General features: G+C 45.9%; 18 protein-coding genes. 9 read left to right on the forward strand and 9 right to left on the reverse strand.

Features of this window, described 5'->3' with window-relative positions; all coding sequences use genetic code 11:
• The first annotated feature begins 4 nt into the window (after positions 1-4).
• Positions 5-328 carry a YdbL family protein gene (locus tag ACLJNW_RS03455; RefSeq protein WP_000760345.1) on the forward strand — a complete coding sequence of 108 codons (324 nt, stop codon included), beginning with the start codon at positions 5-7 and terminating at the stop codon, positions 326-328.
• 142 nt (positions 329-470) lie between these two features.
• Positions 471-920 (forward strand): GFA family protein, encoded by a 450-nt coding sequence (locus ACLJNW_RS03460; protein WP_001518898.1) that lies wholly within the window; start codon positions 471-473, stop codon positions 918-920.
• Here the strand turns inward: ACLJNW_RS03460 and azoR are convergent.
• Positions 917-1,522, reverse strand: a complete 606-nt coding sequence (gene azoR, locus ACLJNW_RS03465; protein ID WP_000048924.1) for an FMN-dependent NADH-azoreductase — start codon at positions 1,520-1,522, stop codon at positions 917-919. The two genes, ACLJNW_RS03460 and azoR, sit on opposite strands and share 4 nt — an antisense overlap.
• Positions 1,523-1,722: 200 nt before the next feature.
• Between azoR and hrpA the strand changes: the two genes are divergently transcribed.
• The 3 genes from hrpA (at position 1,723) to cybB (ending at position 7,136) form a co-directional block, all read left to right on the forward strand.
• Positions 1,723-5,625 (forward strand): ATP-dependent RNA helicase HrpA, encoded by a 3,903-nt coding sequence (gene hrpA / locus ACLJNW_RS03470; protein ID WP_024154611.1) that lies wholly within the window; start codon positions 1,723-1,725, stop codon positions 5,623-5,625.
• Positions 5,626-5,688: 63 nt separating this feature from the next.
• Positions 5,689-6,489, forward strand: coding sequence for a YdcF family protein (locus ACLJNW_RS03475; RefSeq protein ID WP_023204236.1), 801 nt, complete (start codon positions 5,689-5,691; stop codon positions 6,487-6,489).
• Positions 6,490-6,605: 116 nt separating this feature from the next.
• On the forward strand, positions 6,606-7,136 hold the full coding sequence (cybB, locus tag ACLJNW_RS03480) for a cytochrome b561 (protein ID WP_000527277.1): 531 nt from the start codon (positions 6,606-6,608) through the stop codon (positions 7,134-7,136).
• 270 nt (positions 7,137-7,406) lie between these two features.
• Here cybB and ACLJNW_RS03485 read toward each other — a convergent pair whose 3' ends face one another.
• The 6 genes from ACLJNW_RS03485 to ACLJNW_RS03510 form a co-directional block, all read right to left on the reverse strand.
• Positions 7,407-8,069 carry a class I SAM-dependent methyltransferase gene (locus ACLJNW_RS03485; RefSeq protein ID WP_001520112.1) on the reverse strand — a complete coding sequence of 221 codons (663 nt, stop codon included), beginning with the start codon at positions 8,067-8,069 and terminating at the stop codon, positions 7,407-7,409.
• A gap of 463 nt (positions 8,070-8,532) precedes the next feature.
• A complete protein-coding gene (locus tag ACLJNW_RS03490; protein WP_001520091.1) occupies positions 8,533-10,083 on the reverse strand; it encodes a glycosyltransferase family 39 protein in 1,551 nt (516 codons plus the stop codon).
• A 136-nt stretch (positions 10,084-10,219) separates the two neighbouring features.
• Complete coding sequence (locus tag ACLJNW_RS03495; protein ID WP_000560166.1) at positions 10,220-10,900, reverse strand: amino acid ABC transporter permease; 681 nt, start codon at positions 10,898-10,900, stop codon at positions 10,220-10,222.
• Positions 10,897-11,628, reverse strand: a complete 732-nt coding sequence (locus tag ACLJNW_RS03500; RefSeq protein ID WP_001196340.1) for an amino acid ABC transporter ATP-binding protein — start codon at positions 11,626-11,628, stop codon at positions 10,897-10,899. Before ACLJNW_RS03500 ends, ACLJNW_RS03495 begins: the two co-directional genes overlap by 4 nt.
• Positions 11,629-11,652: 24 nt before the next feature.
• Complete coding sequence (locus ACLJNW_RS03505) at positions 11,653-12,300, reverse strand: amino acid ABC transporter permease (protein ID WP_000094446.1); 648 nt, start codon at positions 12,298-12,300, stop codon at positions 11,653-11,655.
• A gap of 6 nt (positions 12,301-12,306) precedes the next feature.
• Positions 12,307-13,068, reverse strand: a complete 762-nt coding sequence (locus ACLJNW_RS03510) for a transporter substrate-binding domain-containing protein (RefSeq protein ID WP_000949370.1) — start codon at positions 13,066-13,068, stop codon at positions 12,307-12,309.
• Between the two features lie 906 nt (positions 13,069-13,974).
• On the opposite strand from ACLJNW_RS03510, the gene ACLJNW_RS03515 reads away from it, so the two are divergent.
• Positions 13,975-14,319, forward strand: a complete 345-nt coding sequence (locus tag ACLJNW_RS03515; RefSeq protein WP_000281185.1) for a DUF1294 domain-containing protein — start codon at positions 13,975-13,977, stop codon at positions 14,317-14,319.
• A 120-nt stretch (positions 14,320-14,439) separates the two neighbouring features.
• Here ACLJNW_RS03515 and sseJ read toward each other — a convergent pair whose 3' ends face one another.
• Positions 14,440-15,666 carry an SPI-2 type III secretion system effector SseJ gene (gene sseJ / locus ACLJNW_RS03520; RefSeq protein ID WP_001131430.1) on the reverse strand — a complete coding sequence of 409 codons (1,227 nt, stop codon included), beginning with the start codon at positions 15,664-15,666 and terminating at the stop codon, positions 14,440-14,442.
• Positions 15,667-16,091: 425 nt separating this feature from the next.
• On the opposite strand from sseJ, the gene ACLJNW_RS03525 reads away from it, so the two are divergent.
• Complete coding sequence (locus tag ACLJNW_RS03525; RefSeq protein WP_000997195.1) at positions 16,092-16,808, forward strand: membrane protein; 717 nt, start codon at positions 16,092-16,094, stop codon at positions 16,806-16,808.
• Positions 16,809-16,936: 128 nt separating this feature from the next.
• Here ACLJNW_RS03525 and steB read toward each other — a convergent pair whose 3' ends face one another.
• A complete protein-coding gene (gene steB / locus ACLJNW_RS03530; RefSeq protein ID WP_077910360.1) occupies positions 16,937-17,338 on the reverse strand; it encodes a type III secretion system effector SteB in 402 nt (133 codons plus the stop codon).
• A 522-nt stretch (positions 17,339-17,860) separates the two neighbouring features.
• Between steB and ACLJNW_RS03535 the strand changes: the two genes are divergently transcribed.
• A complete protein-coding gene (locus tag ACLJNW_RS03535; RefSeq protein WP_024154610.1) occupies positions 17,861-18,136 on the forward strand; it encodes a metal/formaldehyde-sensitive transcriptional repressor in 276 nt (91 codons plus the stop codon).
• A 31-nt stretch (positions 18,137-18,167) separates the two neighbouring features.
• Positions 18,168-19,286 carry an S-(hydroxymethyl)glutathione dehydrogenase/class III alcohol dehydrogenase gene (locus tag ACLJNW_RS03540; RefSeq protein ID WP_000842141.1) on the forward strand — a complete coding sequence of 373 codons (1,119 nt, stop codon included), beginning with the start codon at positions 18,168-18,170 and terminating at the stop codon, positions 19,284-19,286.
• The last annotated feature ends 92 nt before the right edge of the window (positions 19,287-19,378 follow it).

Genomic DNA, 19,378 nt, shown 5'->3' on the forward strand with positions numbered 1-19,378 from the left:
CATAATGAAAAAGTATTTAATACTATGGGTGCTGACGCTGAGCTTGCTCACACCTTCTGTGTGGGCCTTAACCCTGGACGAAGCGCGCACGCAGGGCCGGGTCGGGGAAACGCTGAATGGCTATCTGGTGGCCTTAAAGAATGATGCCGAAACCCAGAAACTGGTGCTTGATATTAATCATGCCCGCCGCGCCAGTTATCAGCAGTTAGCGGATAGCAATCATCTTCCCGTGGACGAGGTGGCGAAGATGGCAGGGCAAAAACTGGTTGAGCGCGCCAGGCCGGGAGAATATGTCCAGGGAATTAATGGCAAATGGATGCGTAAATAACCGCTTCCCGACAATTTTTTTACCGCAAAATGCATTTTTATATTGGTAATTTTTGAATACGAAGGTCGTATTTACATTAGGCGAACCGGAAGGCTATTTCTATACTGTTGGCTGGTATCACTATTCGCGAGAGTAACCAGGTATGACGTCTGAAAAATTATCTGCTGCCTGCCATTGTGGCAGCGTCGTGTTTACCGTTCAACTTAGCGATGGCTTTCATACCGCCAGGCGCTGCAACTGTTCCTTTTGCCGGATGCGCGGAGCAGTGGCAGTGTCTGCGCCGCTATCGGGTATTAAAGTGCTAAAAGGGCAGGATAAGCTTACCGAATATCGCTTCAATACGGGCAAGGCGGTGCATTTTTTCTGTTCGGTATGCGGGATATATACTTTTCATCAGCGCCGATCCAATCCCGATCAATATGGGGTCAATGTGGCGTGCATCGAAAATGTGTCGCCTTTTGATTTCGCCTGCGTTGAAGTCAATGATGGGGTAACGCATCCCAGCGATGGCGGCAGTAGCGGCGTGGTAGGATATTTGCGCTACGAACCTAAGAAGTCACCTCCCGTCGAAACGGGAGGCAAAAATATTTAAGCGGCCACTACGCTGTCAATCGCGGCTTTTGCGTCGGCCTGGGCTTTAGCCGCCACTTCCGGCCCGTAGGCGATGCCTTCGGCAAAGACAAAATTCACGTCGGTGATACCGATAAAACCAAGGAACACTTTCAGGTAAGGCGCAATCAAATCCGTCGGGGTGTCTTTATGGATACCGCCGCGGCTGGAGAGAACCACCGCGCGTTTACCGGTTACCAGACCTTCCGGGCCTTTTTCGGTATAGCGGAAAGTGATACCGGCGCGGGCAATCAGATCAAAGTAGTTTTTCAGCTGCGTCGGAATATTGAAATTGTACATCGGTGCCGCAATAACGATGACGTCGTGGGCTTTCAGTTCAGCAATGAGTTCATCAGACAGCGCCAGAGCGTCCTGCTGACGTGGCGTTAAAGGCGCATCGCCCGGACGCATCGCGCCCACCAGCTCGCCATCCAGCACCGGAACAGGGTTGGCCGCCAGATCGCGGACAGTAATTTCATCTGCGACGTGTTTTTCGCGCCATTGTTCAATAAAATAGTCAGTCAACTGACCAGACTGAGAGTACCCTGCCAGAATACTGGATTTAAGAACTAATACCTTGCTCATGGGTGTTTCCTTTTATGTGTTTGAAGGGGCGTGCCCCGTTGCTTGTTGACACTTTATTCACAAATATGTCGCAGGGATAGCGCAATATATCGAACCCTTTGTTCGAAATTATTGAACAACACAAAAAAAGCCCCAATGTGGTACTCTATACCTATCATTTAAAACGATTTTAAACAGGCAGAATGCTGCCCAAGAGCTTTATGACTGAACAATCTATGTTGACGCTTCAGGTGTTACAGCAGCGGCTGGATGCACTGATGCTGCGCGACAAACAGCGCTTTGCGCGCCGCCTGCATGGCGTAAAGAAAGTAAAAAATCCTGATGCGCAACAGGCCATTTTCCAGACGATGGCGAAAGAAATTGAACAGGCTGCGGCGCAGGTCGCCCTCCGCGAAGCGGCGCGCCCCTCAATCACTTATCCGCAAAATCTGCCTGTTAGCCAGAAGAAACAGGACATTCTGGAAGCGGTCCGCGATCATCAGGTAGTGATCGTGGCAGGGGAAACCGGTTCCGGTAAAACCACCCAGTTGCCGAAAATTTGTATGGAACTGGGACGTGGAATTAAAGGACTTATTGGTCATACTCAGCCGCGTCGCCTGGCGGCGCGCACCGTCGCTAACCGCATTGCCGAAGAGTTGCAAACGGAGCTAGGCGGCTGCATCGGCTATAAAGTTCGTTTCAGCGATCATGTCAGTAGCAACACCATGGTCAAACTGATGACGGACGGTATCCTGCTGGCGGAAATCCAGCAGGACAGACTATTGATGCAGTATGACACCCTCATTATTGATGAAGCGCATGAACGCAGCCTGAATATTGACTTCTTGCTCGGCTATCTGAAAGAGCTTCTGCCGCGTCGCCCCGATCTGAAAGTGATTATTACCTCTGCGACCATCGACCCGGAACGCTTCTCGCGCCACTTTAATAACGCGCCGATTATCGAAGTCTCTGGCCGAACGTATCCCGTAGAGGTTCGTTATCGCCCCATCGTGGAAGAGGCTGACGACACTGAACGCGATCAGCTACAGGCAATTTTCGACGCTGTTGATGAACTGGGGCGTGAAAGTCCCGGCGATATCCTGATTTTTATGAGCGGAGAGCGGGAAATCCGCGATACCGCCGACGCCCTGAACAAGCTGAACTTACGGCATACCGAAGTGTTGCCGCTGTATGCACGCTTGTCGAACAGCGAACAGAACCGCGTTTTCCAGTCGCACAGCGGACGCCGTATCGTGCTGGCGACTAACGTGGCGGAAACCTCGCTGACGGTGCCGGGTATCAAGTATGTGATCGATCCTGGCACTGCGCGCATCAGCCGCTACAGCTACCGCACTAAAGTGCAGCGCCTGCCGATTGAACCGATCTCACAGGCTTCCGCCAACCAGCGTAAAGGGCGTTGCGGACGCGTATCGGAAGGGATCTGCATTCGTCTGTATTCGGAAGATGACTTTTTGTCACGTCCGGAATTTACCGACCCGGAAATTCTACGTACCAACCTGGCGTCGGTTATTTTGCAGATGACCGCCCTGGGGCTGGGTGACATTGCCGCCTTCCCGTTTGTCGAAGCGCCGGATAAGCGCAATATTCAGGATGGCGTGCGTTTGTTGGAAGAGCTGGGGGCGATTACCGCCGACGAACAGCAAACGGCATATAAGCTGACGCCGCTGGGCCGACAATTATCTCAGCTGCCGGTCGACCCGCGCCTGGCGCGTATGGTTCTGGAAGCGCAAAAACATGGCTGTGTGCGCGAAACGATGATCATTACTTCCGCACTCTCTATTCAGGATCCGCGCGAGCGCCCTGTGGACAAGCAGCAGGCTTCCGATGAGAAACACCGGCGTTTCCATGATAAGGAGTCCGATTTTCTGGTGTTTGTTAACCTGTGGAATTACCTCGGCGAGCAACAAAAGGCCCTGTCGTCGAATCAATTCCGCCGTCTGTGTCGCACCGACTATCTGAACTATTTACGCGTGCGTGAGTGGCAGGATATCTATACCCAACTGCGTCAGGTGGTAAAAGAACTGGGGATTCCGGTAAACAGCGAACCCGCAGAGTACCGGGAAATTCACGTTGCGTTGTTAACGGGGCTGTTGTCGCATATCGGGATGAAAGATGCCGATAAACAAGAGTACACCGGCGCGCGTAACGCCCGATTCTCTATTTTCCCCGGTTCCGGTTTATTCAAAAAACCGCCGAAATGGACAATGGTCGCAGAACTGGTGGAGACCAGCCGCCTGTGGGGGCGCATCGCTGCCCGCATTGAGCCAGAATGGGTGGAACCGGTAGCCCAGCACCTGATTAAACGTTCATATAGCGAACCGCACTGGGAGCGGGCGCAAGGCGCGGTGATGGCGACGGAAAAGGTTACTGTCTACGGTCTGCCGATTGTCGCCGCGCGCAAGGTGAATTACAGCCAGATTGACCCGGCGTTGTGTCGCGAGTTGTTTATCCGCCATGCGCTGGTGGAGGGGGACTGGCAAACCCGTCACGCCTTCTTCCGTGAGAATCTAAAATTGCGTGCGGAAGTCGAGGAACTTGAGCACAAATCTCGCCGCCGCGATATCCTGGTGGATGACGATACCCTGTTTGAGTTTTATGACCAGCGTATTAGCCATGACGTTATTTCCGCCCGCCACTTTGATAGTTGGTGGAAAAAAATCAGCCGCGAGACGCCGGATCTGCTCAACTTTGAAAAAAGTATGCTGATTAAAGAAGGCGCGGAAAAAATCAGCAAACTGGATTACCCGAATTTCTGGCACCAGGGCAATCTCAAGCTGCGTTTGAGCTATCAGTTTGAACCGGGCGCGGATGCTGACGGCGTGACCGTCCATATTCCGTTGCCGCTACTTAACCAGGTTGACGAGAGCGGTTTTGAATGGCAGATCCCAGGGCTGCGCCGTGAATTAGTTATTGCGCTGATTAAATCGTTGCCAAAACCGGTACGTCGCAACTTTGTTCCGGCGCCAAACTATGCTGAAGCGTTTTTAGGTCGCGTAACGCCGCTGGAGCTGCCGCTGCTGGACGCTCTGGAGCGTGAACTGCGCCGGATGACCGGCGTCACGGTCGATCGGGAAGACTGGCATTGGGATCAGGTGCCCGAGCATCTGAAAATCACGTTTCGCGTGGTGAATGACAAAAACAAGAAACTGCAGGAAGGGCGTTCGCTCGCCGAGCTTAAAAATGCGCTGAAAGGCAAAGTGCAGGAGACGCTCTCGGCGGTGGCGGATGACGGCATCGAGCAGAGCGGGCTGCATATCTGGAGTTTCGGCGAGCTGCCGGAAAGCTACGAACAGAAACGCGGTAATTATAAAGTGAAGGCGTGGCCGGCGTTAGTGGATGAGCGTGACAGCGTCGCTATCAAATTGTTTGATAATCCGCTGGAACAACAACAGGCGATGTGGTGCGGTTTACGCCGTCTGCTGTTGCTCAATATTCCTTCACCGATTAAGTATCTGCATGAGAAATTGCCGAATAAAGCCAAGCTGGGGCTGTACTTTAACCCGTACGGCAAAGTACTGGAGTTGATTGATGACTGTATCGCCTGCGGGGTAGATAAGCTGATAGATGCCAACGGCGGACCGGTGTGGAGCGAAGCAGGTTTCACCGCGCTGCACGAAAAGGTACGCGCCGAGCTGAATGATACTGTGGTGGATATCGCGAAGCAGGTCGAGCGGATCCTGACGACCGTATTCAATATCAATAAGCGTCTGAAAGGGCGGGTGGATATGAGCATGGCGTTGGGGCTTTCCGATATCAAGGCGCAGATGAGCGGTCTGGTATACCGTGGTTTTGTGACTGGCAACGGCTTTAAACGTCTCGGCGATACGCTGCGTTATCTGCAGGCAATTGAAAAGCGGCTGGAGAAACTGGCTGTCGATCCGCACCGCGATCGGGCGCAAATGCTGAAAGTCGAAAGCGTCCAGCAGGCGTGGCAACAATGGATAAATAAATTGCCTCCAGCGCGTCGCGAAGATGATGATGTTAAAGAGATCCGTTGGATGATTGAAGAACTGCGTGTCAGTTATTTCGCCCAACAGCTCGGTACGCCTTATCCTATTTCTGATAAGCGTATTTTACAGGCCATGGATCAGATTACGGCCTAAAAAGCCAGGCGACGACGTCTTTCAAAGCGATCCGGTACAAGTTCGGAACAAAAAGGAGGAATTATGAATACAACGCCATTTCCGGCGCTCTCTGCGGAAACATTGCTGGCGGTGAATACCGTCGGACAGTGGCTGGCGCAAAATGATTTTTCCGGCGAACAATCTTATTCGTCGGATTGCGTCGTCCTGGCGGGCAATGCGGTGATCCCCACTATCGACGCGGCCTGTCGCATCGCCAAAGCGCAAGGCGTTCCTTTACTGATTAGCGGCGGTATAGGTCATTCGACGCCGTTTTTGTACGCCGTGATTGCCCGGCATCCGCGCTACCACACTATTCGCACAACCGGACGCGCTGAAGCCGCGATCCTCGCGGATATCGCGAACCAGTTCTGGCATATTCCGGCTGAGAAAATTTGGCTGGAAGATCGGTCAACTAATTGCGGCGAAAATGCCCGTTTCTCCTGCGCACTGATCCGTCAGGCGAAAGAAAACATTAACACGGCTATCGTTGTGCAAGACCCCACCATGCAGCGGCGCACTATCGCGGCATTCCGGCGCGTGACAAACGACGACACCGATGCGCCGCGCTGGCTGAGTTTTCCTGGTTTTGTTCCGGTACTGCGCCACCTTAACGGCGGTACACGTTTTGCCAACGTTGAAGAGGGCATCTGGACGGTGGAGCGTTATCTGTCTCTGATTGCCGGCGAGCTGCCACGTTTGCGTGACGATGAAACAGGGTATGGACCGCGCGGTAAAGATTTTATCATTCACGTTGATATCCCACGCGATATTGAAAAGGCATGGCAGGTATTGCAGGCAGATACTACGTTGCGCAGTGCGTTAGAACAGAGAGCTTTACGCTAAAAATCGCCCGTTTGCGAGGGTGAACGGGCAAGTGCGACCACCAACTCATAAATTTGATGAATTATTTATAAAAGCTGGTTATGTTGTCGCTTTACGGTTTTCATTCAGGACGCGCTATGGGCAATAAGTATTCCGGCCTGCAAATTGGTATTCACTGGTTAGTCTTTTTTCTGGTTATTGTGGCTTACGCCGCGATGGAGCTACGCGGTTTTGCGCCGCGTAGTTATCGGCCCTGGTTTAATATGACGCATGTTTCATGTGGCATCACTATTTTGCTTTTAATGGTGGCGCGCTTGATTATTCGGCTGAAATATCCCACGCCGCCCATTGTTCCTCGTCCAAAACCGATGATGACCGGAATGGCGCATTTGGGACATCTGGTTATTTACCTGTTATTTATCGCGCTGCCTGTTATTGGTCTGGTCATGATGTATAACCGCGGCAATCCCTGGGTCGCATTTGGCATTACTATGCCGCATGCCGCCGAAGCTAACTTTGAACGCGTAGATATGCTGAAATCCTGGCACGTCACGCTGGCGAATCTGGGCTATTTTGTTATTGGACTTCATGCCATCGCTGCTTTGATGCATCACTATTTCTGGAAAGACAATACGTTGTTACGGATGATGCCGCGTAAGCGTGACTGACCGTCCTGCATGACGTTTGTCGCAGGTGGGGTTAACTGCTTTAGGCAAACAAGGCATCTATCAGAGGGGATGGCGTATTCCATACAGAAAACGCCTGCGTCTAACCAGGACCCGTGACGCAGGCGAAGGAGGACGGGTCTACATCGGAAGCGGGTATTATACTTATTTGTATGACAAATAAAATAAGCAATTGCTATTCCGTAATCCAATGTTTAATCAACGGGTTAAACCAACATGATCGCGCTACCGACCGCTCGGAAGTGCCTGTACTTACGATGAGCGTGGCGTAGTGGCGGAAAATAGCGCAACGGCGCCATGTTGCTCCAAAGTCACCTTAGCGAAATGTTCGTCCAACACGCTGCGTAACGTATCGGCTGAATCATTGGTATTACTGAATATACCTTTCTTGTTATAAACAGCCATTAATTTCTTACCAAAAGCATTGTGAGGAACCTCTTTGCCCAGAATCGTGGCGCCAAAAAGTGTGCCGCCGGGTTTAAGCGCCATACCGGCATTTTTAATTGCCTTCGCTTTTGTTGTCATCTCACCAGGTAAGCAGTGCAGAAGATAGTACATCGAAACGGAATCGAAGCGCCCGTGCCAGTCCGCCGGGAACGTGTCGAAAACATCGTGTTGTAGTGTGGCGCGGATTTTCGTATTACCCACTCGGCTGGCGGCTATTTTCAGGCTATCCGGATTTAAATCCATCAGCGAAATGGCATGAGTCGCAGGTGCATGTTTCAGGTAATAACCTGTACCTACGCCAATATCCAGGTGAGTCTCGCCCATGTGATGCAGGAAGAAAGGAAGTAGTCGCGTATCAGTAGGACACTTCCATGCATATTTGTTTGAGATATTGAGTACCCACCAGTCATATAAGCTAAGCGTGAATGGGTTATAGACTTTTGCGCCTGATTGTTGTGTATGCTTCATTGTTCTCTCACTAAATAATTTCGCGCTGGAATTAAAACAACGAAGCAATCGTTAGGCAAGCATTAATCAGGTGAGTGAGTAATTTAATGCGATGAATAAAGGAGATATTATGAATTAAGCGGCTATCTTAAAGAATATAGAGGATAATAATAGCTGATAAATGAATTGAACAGTCATATTATTATAAGCTGATAATTAATAATCGTTGATGTACGCGTATTAAGCCCTTTGATAATAACAATGCAATTAAATGCAGGAAGAACAATATTTATTCAAACACATAAAGCGATTATTGCACATTAATTGATATTTTAAATGTTACGCTGAGATAGCCATCTTTATTTAATATCACCTACCTGGAGGCGATATGATTGAGGTTTTTGAAGCGTTTGGCTGGACCTTACTTTTAGGCGGTCTGGCAGTGGCAGTACTGTTTATCACTGCACTGGATAGAAAACGGTAATCATTGCATTTGACGCGCCTGTTGAGTTGGTATTACAAATAATTGTACCTGAAATCTACCACTTCTGAATTTTGCGATATTTTGCCATTCTGACGGCAAGGGGTAATCCTGACTAAAGTTACCGCCGCTTACCAACCAGACACGATGGTAACTTTTTGAAAGCGTTGTCAGAGTATCAATATATGTCTGATCGGCTTGCGCATAAAACAGTGAACCAAAGCCATAGGCATTCGGTCTGCCTGATGTTCCGTGTGCGTTAGGCGGTGTATAAAGAAACGTACGATAATCTCGCTTATTATAATACACATAACTTAAATAATCGAACATTTTACTGACTACCACGGCATCATTAGGCTGGTGACGGGTATTAATATAGTTTACCAGTGGTTTAAACTCGTCTATGTGCTCAGGGTTATTATGATATGAACCATAGCCGAATAATAAGGTGAATAAGATAAACCAGAAGCCACAAACCGCTTTTTTTGCGCGGGTAAGTAATACCGCGAGCAGGGGAGGAATGCTCAGCGATGAGAAGAAGAAATAACGATCGATAAATAACGGCATCCACCAGGAAATGATGAAGACCAGCATTACAGGGATGACCAGATTACAAAATAATATCAGCTGATATCTTTCATATTCTCCGTTGCATAAAGATATTCGCCCCACAGTACCGATAAAACCTCCCACAGCCAGCCACAGAATGAACGACGGAAAACCCTGTCCGTTGTTTCCGGTAAAAAAATGCCAATACATCGCAGGCAGGTCACGCCATGTTACGGGGGGAATCCAACCGATATCATTACCGGCTCTCAACTGCGCCAGATGAGTCAGTAAATTAAACAATACGGGCAACCAGGGGAGATAAGCGACAGCAATCGCCAGGTTAGCAAACCACCAGCCAGGAAGTTTAAGGTAGCAGGCCGTTTTATGGCTTTGGCAGGATAATATTGTTACTGCGATCCAGTGGGCAATAAGTGTAAATAGGGTGAAATAATGGGTGTAAAAGCTGAACGTCATAAGTAAAGCATACGCGACAAGATAGCGATTATGGGTGGGTGTTTTTATCCACATCATCAATGCTAACGCGGCAGCGAGCGTTAGCATTCCCATTAACGCGTACATGCGCGTTTCTTGACTGTAATGAACTGCCATCGGCATCAGGGCGGCGAACCATCCCGCCAATAAGGCTGTACGTTCATTTGCCAGCCATCGCGTAAGCGCGATAACCAGCACAACTGTCAGGATCCCAAAGAGTAGACTGAGAGAGCGTACCGCTGCAATGCTATCACCCCATAATATCATCCAGTCATGCAGTAACAGATAATAAAGCGGAGGATGCACGTCAAAAGCGGCATGGAAGAGCAGATTATCTACGCTATGTCGACTAATCAGCACGCTGGACGCTTCGTCACACCAAAGGTAGCGGTCAGTTAAAAACAGCAACCGTATAAGGACGGAGAATATGACAATGAGACAAACATGATATTTATACTTTATTTTTCTTAACCCATCGCCGGGCTGCCATATTGATAGTTGTGGTAGCGCCATAATATCCTCAATGGAGTAAGACTTAGACCAGAATGGACATCTAACGCAATAATGAAGGTTAAAATCTTAATCAACGCTAAATAAAAATAACTTTGATAATGTCAGTGGTGAATTAATCAGAATAGTGCAGTACAACTCAGTAACCCTGACCGTAATGGCGAAGCAGTCTATGCTCTAAAAACCGGGTCAAACCGACGATAAAGGTAACGCCAATAAGATACACTATGGCGGCAAAAAGGTAAGCATGGAAGAATTTAAAGCTGGTTGCAGCAACCTCCTGAATTCGCGCGAAAAACTCAGTATATTGGATAAGAAAAACGATGGTGCTGTCTTTAAGGTTATTAATCACCTGATTCGTTAAGGCTGGAATGGAAGACAGCAATACCTGAGGCAGTATAATCCACAAAAAGACCTGCCGTTTGTTCAACCCCTGAACGACTGCTGCCTCCGTTTCATACTTATTCAATGCGTTATAGGCCGTTGTCATGTACGCGGCATTATATGCGCCGACATTCAAGGTAAAACCTGTAACCGCCACGGTAAAAGAGGACAGGTGAATGCCAGATTGAGGTAAACCATAATAGATAACAAATAGAATAAGAATGAGTGGCGTACCGATAAAGAAATCCATGTACAGTCGAGTTATGGCTTTTACCACGGGGCGATGGCTCAGGCTCAGAAAGAAAATAATAATTCCCCACAAAAAACCGGTGATGGAAACAATCAGCGCAAGTTTACAGGTTTCTTTAATACCGTCCACAACAAGTGGCAGTTGTTCAGTCAGGTCATTAAAGAAGAGAGACCAGCCTGCGATCATCGTTGTGCCTCGCTAAAAAAACAGTGGATATCTGGATCCGTTTCTCGTAAGGCAAGATCGGTAAAAGCGCCTTCTGCACGAATCTTGCCATGATTAAGAAACGTTACGTTATCGCTTAGTAATCTGGCGAGGCGAATATCATGAGTGACGCATAATATAGTGACGCCATTGTCGTGAAGTTGCTTGATCAACATTCCGACTTCACGAGTCATGAGCGGATCAAGCGCAGACGTCGGCTCATCAAAAATAATGAGTTCTGGGTCGGTGACCATTGTACGGGCCAGGGCGACGCGCTGTTGCTGGCCGCCCGATAATTGCGAAGGGTATTTCGCGCTATGCGAGGCCATATCAAGTTTTTGTAGCTCATGTAAGGCTTTCTCCCGGGCTAGTTGTCCCGGCATGCCAAACACTTTACATAGGGCAAGGGTAATATTATCCATGACGTTAAGATGGCGATACAAAGCGTAATTCTGGAAGACACAACCAACTTTTTTTCTGAACTCAAGAATAGTAAATTCTTTGTCGTAAATATTTTTCCCGTGAAAATAAATATTGCCATAATCAGGTTCTTCTAATCGAAGCAGACAGCGTAAAAGCGTCGTTTTTCCACAACCTGATGGCCCCATGACTACTTTCATGTCTCCCGATTGAATTTTCAGACTAACCGTATCAAGAACCTTTTTTCCTGAATATTCCTTACTTATCTCTTTTAGTTTCAGTAAAGCCATGAGTATCACCTCTATTTTTATGGTTCAACTGATGCGATATTTTTTCTCAAACACTCCGGCCAGAAGAGTAAAAACTTTATAAATAATGAAATATAATACCCCGGCAAGAGTATAGATCTGTAACCCGTTCAGCGTGATGGCTGTCAGTGACATTGCCTGCTTCGTTATTTCAGCGATACCTACAGTATAAGCAAAGGGCGTCGCTTTTAATACAGAAGAAAACTCATTGATAATACCGGGCACAGAAAATCGCAACATCTGTGGCAGTTCAATATTTATTATAACCTGTAATTGACGCATTCCTGCTACTTTCGCTACCGTAATTTCGTATGGCTCAACTAATTTAAGCGCCCCTCTGAACACCTCGGCAAGATAGCTCCCACTGATTAAGCCGACGCTGAGGTTCATGGCCACCAGAGGTGAAACATATATGCCAATCGATGGCAATCCAAAATAAACAAGAAAAACAGCAATAAGTATTGGAATTCCCCGAAGAATAAAGACCAGTACGTCGAGTATCTTCTGTAGTGGAAGGGGGGATAGTCGCCGTAATACGGCGACTGTAAGCCCAAACAAAAACGCTGAGAGAAAACAGGTAAATGTTACAAGCAGCGTATTACCAATCCCTTCCAATAGGAAATAAAAGATAGCCAGCATATTACCTGATGACATAGCTTACTATTTCATCCAGCTATCGACAATGCCAGATATTTTTTGTGGCCCTTGCTCTTTAAGCCATAAGTTGAAATCATCGCGCACGGGAGAGCCTTTCTTAAAGGCAATGCCAAGCTGATCAACATTCTTGAAAACATAACGGCTTTCTATCGGCATCTTTTTCTTATTTTTGAAGGTAAAATAAACCGGCTCTTCTATAAAAGCCAGATCAAGATTGCCATTTTTTAGATCAGCCATCGTCTCATTATAGGTTGGATACAATTTTACTTTACTTAACGAGTAGTATCCTTTGGGCTCCAGATCGTTTTTGATAAGGTCGGAGTAAGCCATTCCTCGAGGGTATCCAATAGAATATTTATTTAATTCATTGAGGTTATTGAGCGTTATTTTATGATTGGCCATACTGACCAGATAAAAAGAGTTGATGTAATAAGGTTCAGAGAAATCAATAACTTTCTTACGTTTGTCTGTGATTGAAATTCCCGAAAATGCTACATCTGCCTGACCACTCGCCACTGCGCCAAGCATTCCATCCCAGGCATATTCGGTGATGTTTAGCTTACAATGCCGTGACTGACAGTAAGACGAAAAAAGCTCCAGATCTATCCCCTGCAATTTGCCATCAGCACTTTTAAATAACATAGGGGGAGAGGCTGGTGATACTGCGACATTGAGTGTTCTCCCTTCAACGATGCTATCAGCAAACGCTGAAGACGACATTATTCCCAACACTATCATCGATAAGCCAAATTTTTTGGATAACATGCTATCTATTTCCTGTAGTAAGGTAATGCGTATTATAAATTAAGCATTAGGGCGTGAGCCTGACATTTGCAGGCGTAAAGTACTTAACGTTATGTATTCCATCGCTGTTAACTAATTTAATCAGGAGGTTTGACAGGAATCATCAAAGGGAATGGATTGAATATACCATGAGATATCAACTGGATATGAGTGCAGCGACACCATGAAAGGTGAAAATGTAAAGATATCATAGACATTAGTATACTGGACATAGTTTATGCTCCATTTACGCATACATATTTACATGATAAGCAGATAAATGCTTCAGTGACGGTGCCTTTCATGTCTCTAATTATCATCTTACCACTCTATCCAGGGCCAATATAAAGACTTATCTTTTCTTGTCAAATACATTTTTTGAGCTAAGTTGATTTGCGTGCTATCTATATTTGCAAGCATATAAATTATTTGTCTCATGAACAAACGACAACAAATCAGGATTTTTGACGATGTTGTTATGTTTATCAAAACGTTAACTTGTTTTAATCGATGATAATCTTAATTCAGAAATATCTGAATATATACGGTTGTTGAGATAAAATTCTCAAATTAACATCGTACATCTTATGTAATAAATATAAATACGATTAATAAATCCAAAACTGAGACTGCCAACCGGATAACAAACAGCAATAAAGAGGGTTCTTCATTAAGTTATCCTGGCAACGATTAAGGTGATAACATTTTCGGTGGCTTTACCCATTTTAATCGTGTTCACAGCCGTTAATTACCTTATGATTACCATGGTAATTAAAAATGAATCCTTAATGACTCGTTGGCTGAGTGAAAAAAATTCTACATCACATAGGCGCATGTATCGCGTATAATGGGCTCCGATGCCCCTAATTATTGCTATGACATAATGATATGTATCTTAACCGCTTTTGTTATTTACTCCTGATCTTCGCTGCGGTCGGAAGCATTTTTACATCGCATCCCGTCGCGATGTGGTTCCTGCTCGCCAATGTGCTAACGCTGGCGATCTACGGTATAGACAAAACGGCGGCACGTAAAACCTGGCGCAGAGTGCCGGAATCCACTTTGTTGGTGTTTGGGGTTGTCGGTGGGTGGCCTGGGGCGATTGTTGGTCAACAACTCTTCCGTCATAAAACGCAAAAGCAGCCATTCAAAACATACTTTATTGTCAGTGTGATAGTAAGTATTTTAGTTACGGTGGCGATTTATCGACTCTATCCATTTTTGTCTTACTGAACATAGACTATGTATCACTTATTGACCAATCGGCAGCAAAGATAGCATCATATTTTCATGCCACCGGCACTATGATATTGAGCTGTGTTTTGCTCAAGGCGTACCGCAGCCGATGGAACTTTATTCAGTGGAATAATGATGAGCTATAAAACTTTCTAACATTATGGCAAAACAATGATGGACTTCCTGGGTTGGATGGACAAGGTCGTTGAAGACGTATTGCGGACATATATCTAGCTGAGGGTCTTTAGCCCCGGGAACATGTACATAGCCGTGGTGAGTATAAGGGTTTTCCGTATCATAACCAATATTACTGGCCGCCTCCATTATCACCTTAAATGCATCGGCAGTCTCGTAATAGCATATTTTATGCTGGGGGTATTTTTCTTTTAATTCTTCAACATTAGTTTTTAACAGGGCATTGTGAGCGATGCTTTCATCCTTAAGCTTTCTTTTTTCATCAGAATGTTTGCCATAAGGTGTTAAAGACAAATCGGGAATCCCCATGACCAGAACATTATTAACTCCACCGGAAATTATTTTTTCAATATCATCAATTTGTTGCTCAACGACCATTATTACATTATCTTTGTGTAGTGTCATATAGTCATTAGCCCCCAATAAAAATATCGCCAGGTCCTGGTGAGAAGGGGTGTAAGATGCGACTTGTCTGTCCGTATTTGATACAAAGTCACCGATGCAATTAAAGCAGGAATAGCTTGCCGATGTACTTCCCCCTTCAGCAAAATTAAGCATCTCTTTACCTAAGAAGTGTGGAGATGATAAAAACTCAGTCCAGGTAAATCCATTAGTAAACCTTCCGCCAAAGTATTGACCATAGGAGGGTAAGATATGATGTGTTTTTTCAAACATACGCCCTAAGGAGTCAGACAAGCTGTCGCCAAAAAATACCAGTCTGGTAATATCACCCAAAGAAATATTTTTGGGCTTGGGATGTGATTTATTGATTTCTTTGGCAAGACCAAAAGCTTCCGGATGACATTCAACCTCAATAGATAAAATATTTTCACCATTATCATCTTTAATAATCAACTTATCGGCGTGTTCCTGTGATTCTATAATAAACTGTTCTTTACATCCCTGAGACGCTAAGGCTCGAAGTTTGATGTAGGCTCCGCGAACCTGTACCGGTGTTAGATTCAGTTCCTGATGGTGGTAAAGATTAAAGATACATTCGAGCGCCTCTGCATGGTGGGTGGTAAAGAAATATGCTTTGATTTTCTCCCATAAACTTAATTCCGGAAGGCGTGCGCTTTCTTTTATCGCATTAAATTTTTCAGAACTGATAGATGATGTGAAATAACCCTGTCCAACACTCAATGGCATAGTGTCCTCCTTACTTTATTAAACACGCTTTAGCAAATAATTAATTAGCAAATATTAGCAAGAAAAGTAATCAGGTAAATGGTGTATATGGAATTACGCTTCTTTAACAGTTTTTCGTCGCCAATAAAATACATACAATGTTTATTGTTTTTCAACGAAGTAAATATATCATCAACAACGTGAGGTTAATGCCTGGTACATATTATCTGACTGCTATCATTATTGAGTGTGCGCCTGGCTAAGGCAAAGATCTAAAAAAGAAGCCACTCCTGATTTTAGTGTGCTGGCGTGAGTATGAGCTGGCTTGATACTCAGGAAAAACAGACAAACTTATCATCCGACTATTATTGCTAAAGTGCTAGTGTTTTATGTGACATTTTGATTTCTATTTTCATATTAAATATTTCTTAAGTGAGTTAACTATAATGAATGATGATTCAATTATTAAAAACTCTTCGATGCTTTTGGCCTATTTAGGTGGTTTGGGATGGGGAAGCGCCTATTTTTATGGCTGGGGCGTCTCCGCGTACTATGGTTTCCCGTGGTGGTATGTAGGCGTCGGCCCTGACAACATTGCCCGAAGTCTATTCCATGCGATTAGCCTGATGGCTATATTCATAATAGCGTGGGGAGTGGGTATTCTATTATTTTTTCTAGTAAAGCAAAAAGCACGTATCCACGACATTAGCTTTTTACGTCTTTTTTTGGCAGCGGTTTTGTTCTTTATTCCAATTGTTATCGAGTTTTCTCTCTTAACAGAATCGTTTTTGTGGGAGCTTTTTTTTATCATTTTACTGGTGGCTTTATGCTTATCGGTGGGGATGCGTTTTTATAGTAAATTGATGCCAGTGATTTGTTTTACGCAACTCAGTTGGGTGCGAAGGCATTGTTTCACTATAGTTATGCTTGGTTTTATTATATATTTTTTTATATTTTCTTTTTTTGTTGGGATCTATAAACCACAATTAAAGAAAGAATACGAAATGATATTGTATGATGGAGGCTGGTACTACGTCCTGGCCAGATATCATGATAGTTTTATTTTGTCGAAATCCTTTACTAAAAATAACAATAGATTTATTATTTTTAGACCAGAAGATGGGCACTCTTATGAAATTACTCTGGTAAAAGTCAGGCTTTAATAAAATGCTGGTTGGCAAGAGCGTGAAATGACGGCAGAACTTCCCATAGCAACGATTGAGGAAAGAACTGAGCGCCCATATCTGTAGGCTGTGGAATAGCAATGCCGGGAAGGACATGGCATGACACTTTATCTGACATTACCATTTGAGTGACAGGTTAGCAGATGTTTCAGGCTAAATCCAAGTTGAACTGGAGCGCTCAGAAGCCGATTACCTACATAACAAATATTGGCCGCAAGCTTATACTGTGGGCGGAATATACGACCGCTATTATCCAGACTGGCTGTTAACTTATTTATTTTCCCATAGTAACCTATAACAGGCCTCCCTGAGGCATTGGCTAGCATCTGTGCATTGGAAAAACAGGCTCCATTTGCACTATAGCAACTTATAAATTTTATTTCCTCATGAGAGTTGCTAATATGGCGGATTGATTTTGAAAGTGATGATGACTGACTTGCACCGGAACCGTACCGATTTTCATGTTGAACAACAAAAGGAGCACCATGTTTACAAATCGAAATAGGCATGGATTATTACCTGAGATTGATTTCAAATTAACAATAATGATGACGCTTTTGGGTATTAAAAATCTTTCAAATAACGCTCATTTGATTTTTTGTCCACATTGACTAAGCCTGGAAAGACACAGGGTTGAGATATTTTCGCTACCCGTCGGCGGTGTATCGCAGTTGTGATGTTACGTTCTTACAAGACTGACATCTGCATATCATAACCTTTATTCATTACCACCTGGTGAGTAAATAAAAACTATTAAGCAAATATTTACTTCTGGGTAATGGGACTGGATTTACCGGCATTACCTCTGTGCCCCAGTCGGGCAGAACATTGCAGCTTAGAAAGAAAGCTTTGGTGTTTATTGTCTGTGGCCTGAAAAAGTTCCCATGAGCTGAATATGCTGAATGTGAACTGATTCTTGATGGTCTATGCCGGAAATCTATAAGCTATTGATTTTTATATTGTGTGTAATTTTACAATTACATAAACATAAAATTCTGATAGTATACCCCCCTATAGTATATGGAGGTCGAATGCCGCATTCACCTGAAGATAAAAAACGTATCCTTACCCGTGTTCGTCGCATACGCGGGCAGGTCGCAGCGCTGGAGCGGGCGCTTGAGTCTGGCGAACCTTGTCTGGCGATTCTGCAACAGATTGCCGCCGTGCGCGGCGCGTCTAATGGCCTGATGAGTGAAATGGTTGAAATCCATCTGAAAGATGAGCTGGTCAGCGGGGAGACCACGCCAGATCAGCGCGCGGTTCGGATGGCGGAAATCGGCCATCTTCTTCGCGCTTATCTAAAATAACAATTTCCCTCACCGTAACAGGAAGAGATATATGAAATCACGTGCAGCAGTTGCTTTTGGTCCCGGTCAGCCGTTAAAAATTGTCGAGATTGACGTTGCGCCGCCGAAAAAAGGCGAAGTTCTGGTCAAAATCACTCATACCGGCGTTTGCCATACCGATGCTTTTACCCTTTCCGGCGATGATCCGGAAGGCGTATTCCCGGCAGTCCTGGGTCACGAAGGCGGCGGCGTGGTAGTCGAGGTCGGCGAGGGGGTCACCAGCCTGAAACCCGGCGATCATGTTATTCCACTGTATACGGCGGAATGCGGCGAGTGTAAGTTCTGTAAGTCCGGTAAAACTAACCTTTGTCAGGCCGTACGCGCCACTCAGGGAAAAGGGCTGATGCCGGATGGCACTACCCGCTTTTCTTATAACGGCGAACCCGTTTATCACTATATGGGAACCAGCACGTTCAGCGAATATACCGTTTGCGCGGAAATTTCTCTGGCGAAAGTGAACCCGCAGGCGCCGCTGGATAAAGTGTGTCTGTTGGGCTGTGGCGTGACGACTGGTATTGGCGCCGTCCATAACACCGCTAAAGTGAAAGCGGGCGACACCGTTGCCGTTTTTGGTTTAGGCGGTATTGGGCTGGCGGTTATTCAGGGCGCGGTTCAGGCTAAAGCCGGGCGTATTTTAGCTGTCGACACGAATCCGGAAAAATTTACGCTGGCGGGCGAAATGGGGGCCACGGACTTTATTAATCCGAATGATTACGACAAACCGATCCAGGACGTTATTGTTGAGCTTACTGATGGCGGCGTAGATTTCAGTTTTGAATGTATCGGCAACGTTAACGTGATGCGAGCAGCGCTGGAATGTTGTCATAAAGGCTGGGGCGAAAGCATTATTATTGGCGTAGCGGGGGCAGGGCAGGAAATCAAAACCCGTCCCTTCCAGCTAGTGACCGGTCGCGTCTGGCGTGGCTCCGCCTTTGGCGGCGTGAAAGGGCGCACGCAGCTGCCAGGGATGGTCGAAGATGCGATGAACGGTAAAATCCGTTTAGATCCTTTTATTACTCACCGCCTGCCGCTGGAGCAGATTAACGATGCCTTTGAACTGATGCATCAGGGTAAATCCATCCGTACTGTTATCCACTTTGGCGATAACTGATTCATCCGCCAGCGGATTTTCCGCTGGCGCTTTTCTGAATTTTCTGGAATGAATGTTGTGAAAATGTGACGAAGGCGATGCTTTTCGCGGTA

Origin of the sequence: Salmonella sp. SAL4457, assembly GCF_046548235.1 — a bacterium.
Lineage (GTDB): Bacteria > Pseudomonadota > Gammaproteobacteria > Enterobacterales > Enterobacteriaceae > Salmonella > Salmonella enterica.

What these genes read in the sequence shown, in the direction of transcription:
- ACLJNW_RS03535 (WP_024154610.1), top strand. Translation starts at nt 17,861, where the DNA reads ATGCCGCATTCACCTGAAGATAAAAAACGTATCCTTACCCGTGTTCGT.
- azoR (WP_000048924.1), bottom strand. Translation starts at nt 1,522, where the DNA reads ATGAGCAAGGTATTAGTTCTTAAATCCAGTATTCTGGCAGGGTACTCT.
- ACLJNW_RS03540 (WP_000842141.1), top strand. Translation starts at nt 18,168, where the DNA reads ATGAAATCACGTGCAGCAGTTGCTTTTGGTCCCGGTCAGCCGTTAAAA.
- ACLJNW_RS03460 (WP_001518898.1), top strand. Translation starts at nt 471, where the DNA reads ATGACGTCTGAAAAATTATCTGCTGCCTGCCATTGTGGCAGCGTCGTG.
- ACLJNW_RS03495 (WP_000560166.1), bottom strand. Translation starts at nt 10,900, where the DNA reads ATGATCGCAGGCTGGTCTCTCTTCTTTAATGACCTGACTGAACAACTG.
- ACLJNW_RS03515 (WP_000281185.1), top strand. Translation starts at nt 13,975, where the DNA reads ATGTATCTTAACCGCTTTTGTTATTTACTCCTGATCTTCGCTGCGGTC.
- ACLJNW_RS03505 (WP_000094446.1), bottom strand. Translation starts at nt 12,300, where the DNA reads ATGTCATCAGGTAATATGCTGGCTATCTTTTATTTCCTATTGGAAGGG.
- hrpA (WP_024154611.1), top strand. Translation starts at nt 1,723, where the DNA reads ATGACTGAACAATCTATGTTGACGCTTCAGGTGTTACAGCAGCGGCTG.
- ACLJNW_RS03490 (WP_001520091.1), bottom strand. Translation starts at nt 10,083, where the DNA reads ATGGCGCTACCACAACTATCAATATGGCAGCCCGGCGATGGGTTAAGA.
- ACLJNW_RS03510 (WP_000949370.1), bottom strand. Translation starts at nt 13,068, where the DNA reads ATGTTATCCAAAAAATTTGGCTTATCGATGATAGTGTTGGGAATAATG.
- ACLJNW_RS03485 (WP_001520112.1), bottom strand. Translation starts at nt 8,069, where the DNA reads ATGAAGCATACACAACAATCAGGCGCAAAAGTCTATAACCCATTCACG.
- ACLJNW_RS03525 (WP_000997195.1), top strand. Translation starts at nt 16,092, where the DNA reads ATGAATGATGATTCAATTATTAAAAACTCTTCGATGCTTTTGGCCTAT.
- ACLJNW_RS03500 (WP_001196340.1), bottom strand. Translation starts at nt 11,628, where the DNA reads ATGGCTTTACTGAAACTAAAAGAGATAAGTAAGGAATATTCAGGAAAA.
- steB (WP_077910360.1), bottom strand. Translation starts at nt 17,338, where the DNA reads ATGCCTATTTCGATTTGTAAACATGGTGCTCCTTTTGTTGTTCAACAT.
- sseJ (WP_001131430.1), bottom strand. Translation starts at nt 15,666, where the DNA reads ATGCCATTGAGTGTTGGACAGGGTTATTTCACATCATCTATCAGTTCT.
- ACLJNW_RS03455 (WP_000760345.1), top strand. Translation starts at nt 5, where the DNA reads ATGAAAAAGTATTTAATACTATGGGTGCTGACGCTGAGCTTGCTCACA.
- cybB (WP_000527277.1), top strand. Translation starts at nt 6,606, where the DNA reads ATGGGCAATAAGTATTCCGGCCTGCAAATTGGTATTCACTGGTTAGTC.
- ACLJNW_RS03475 (WP_023204236.1), top strand. Translation starts at nt 5,689, where the DNA reads ATGAATACAACGCCATTTCCGGCGCTCTCTGCGGAAACATTGCTGGCG.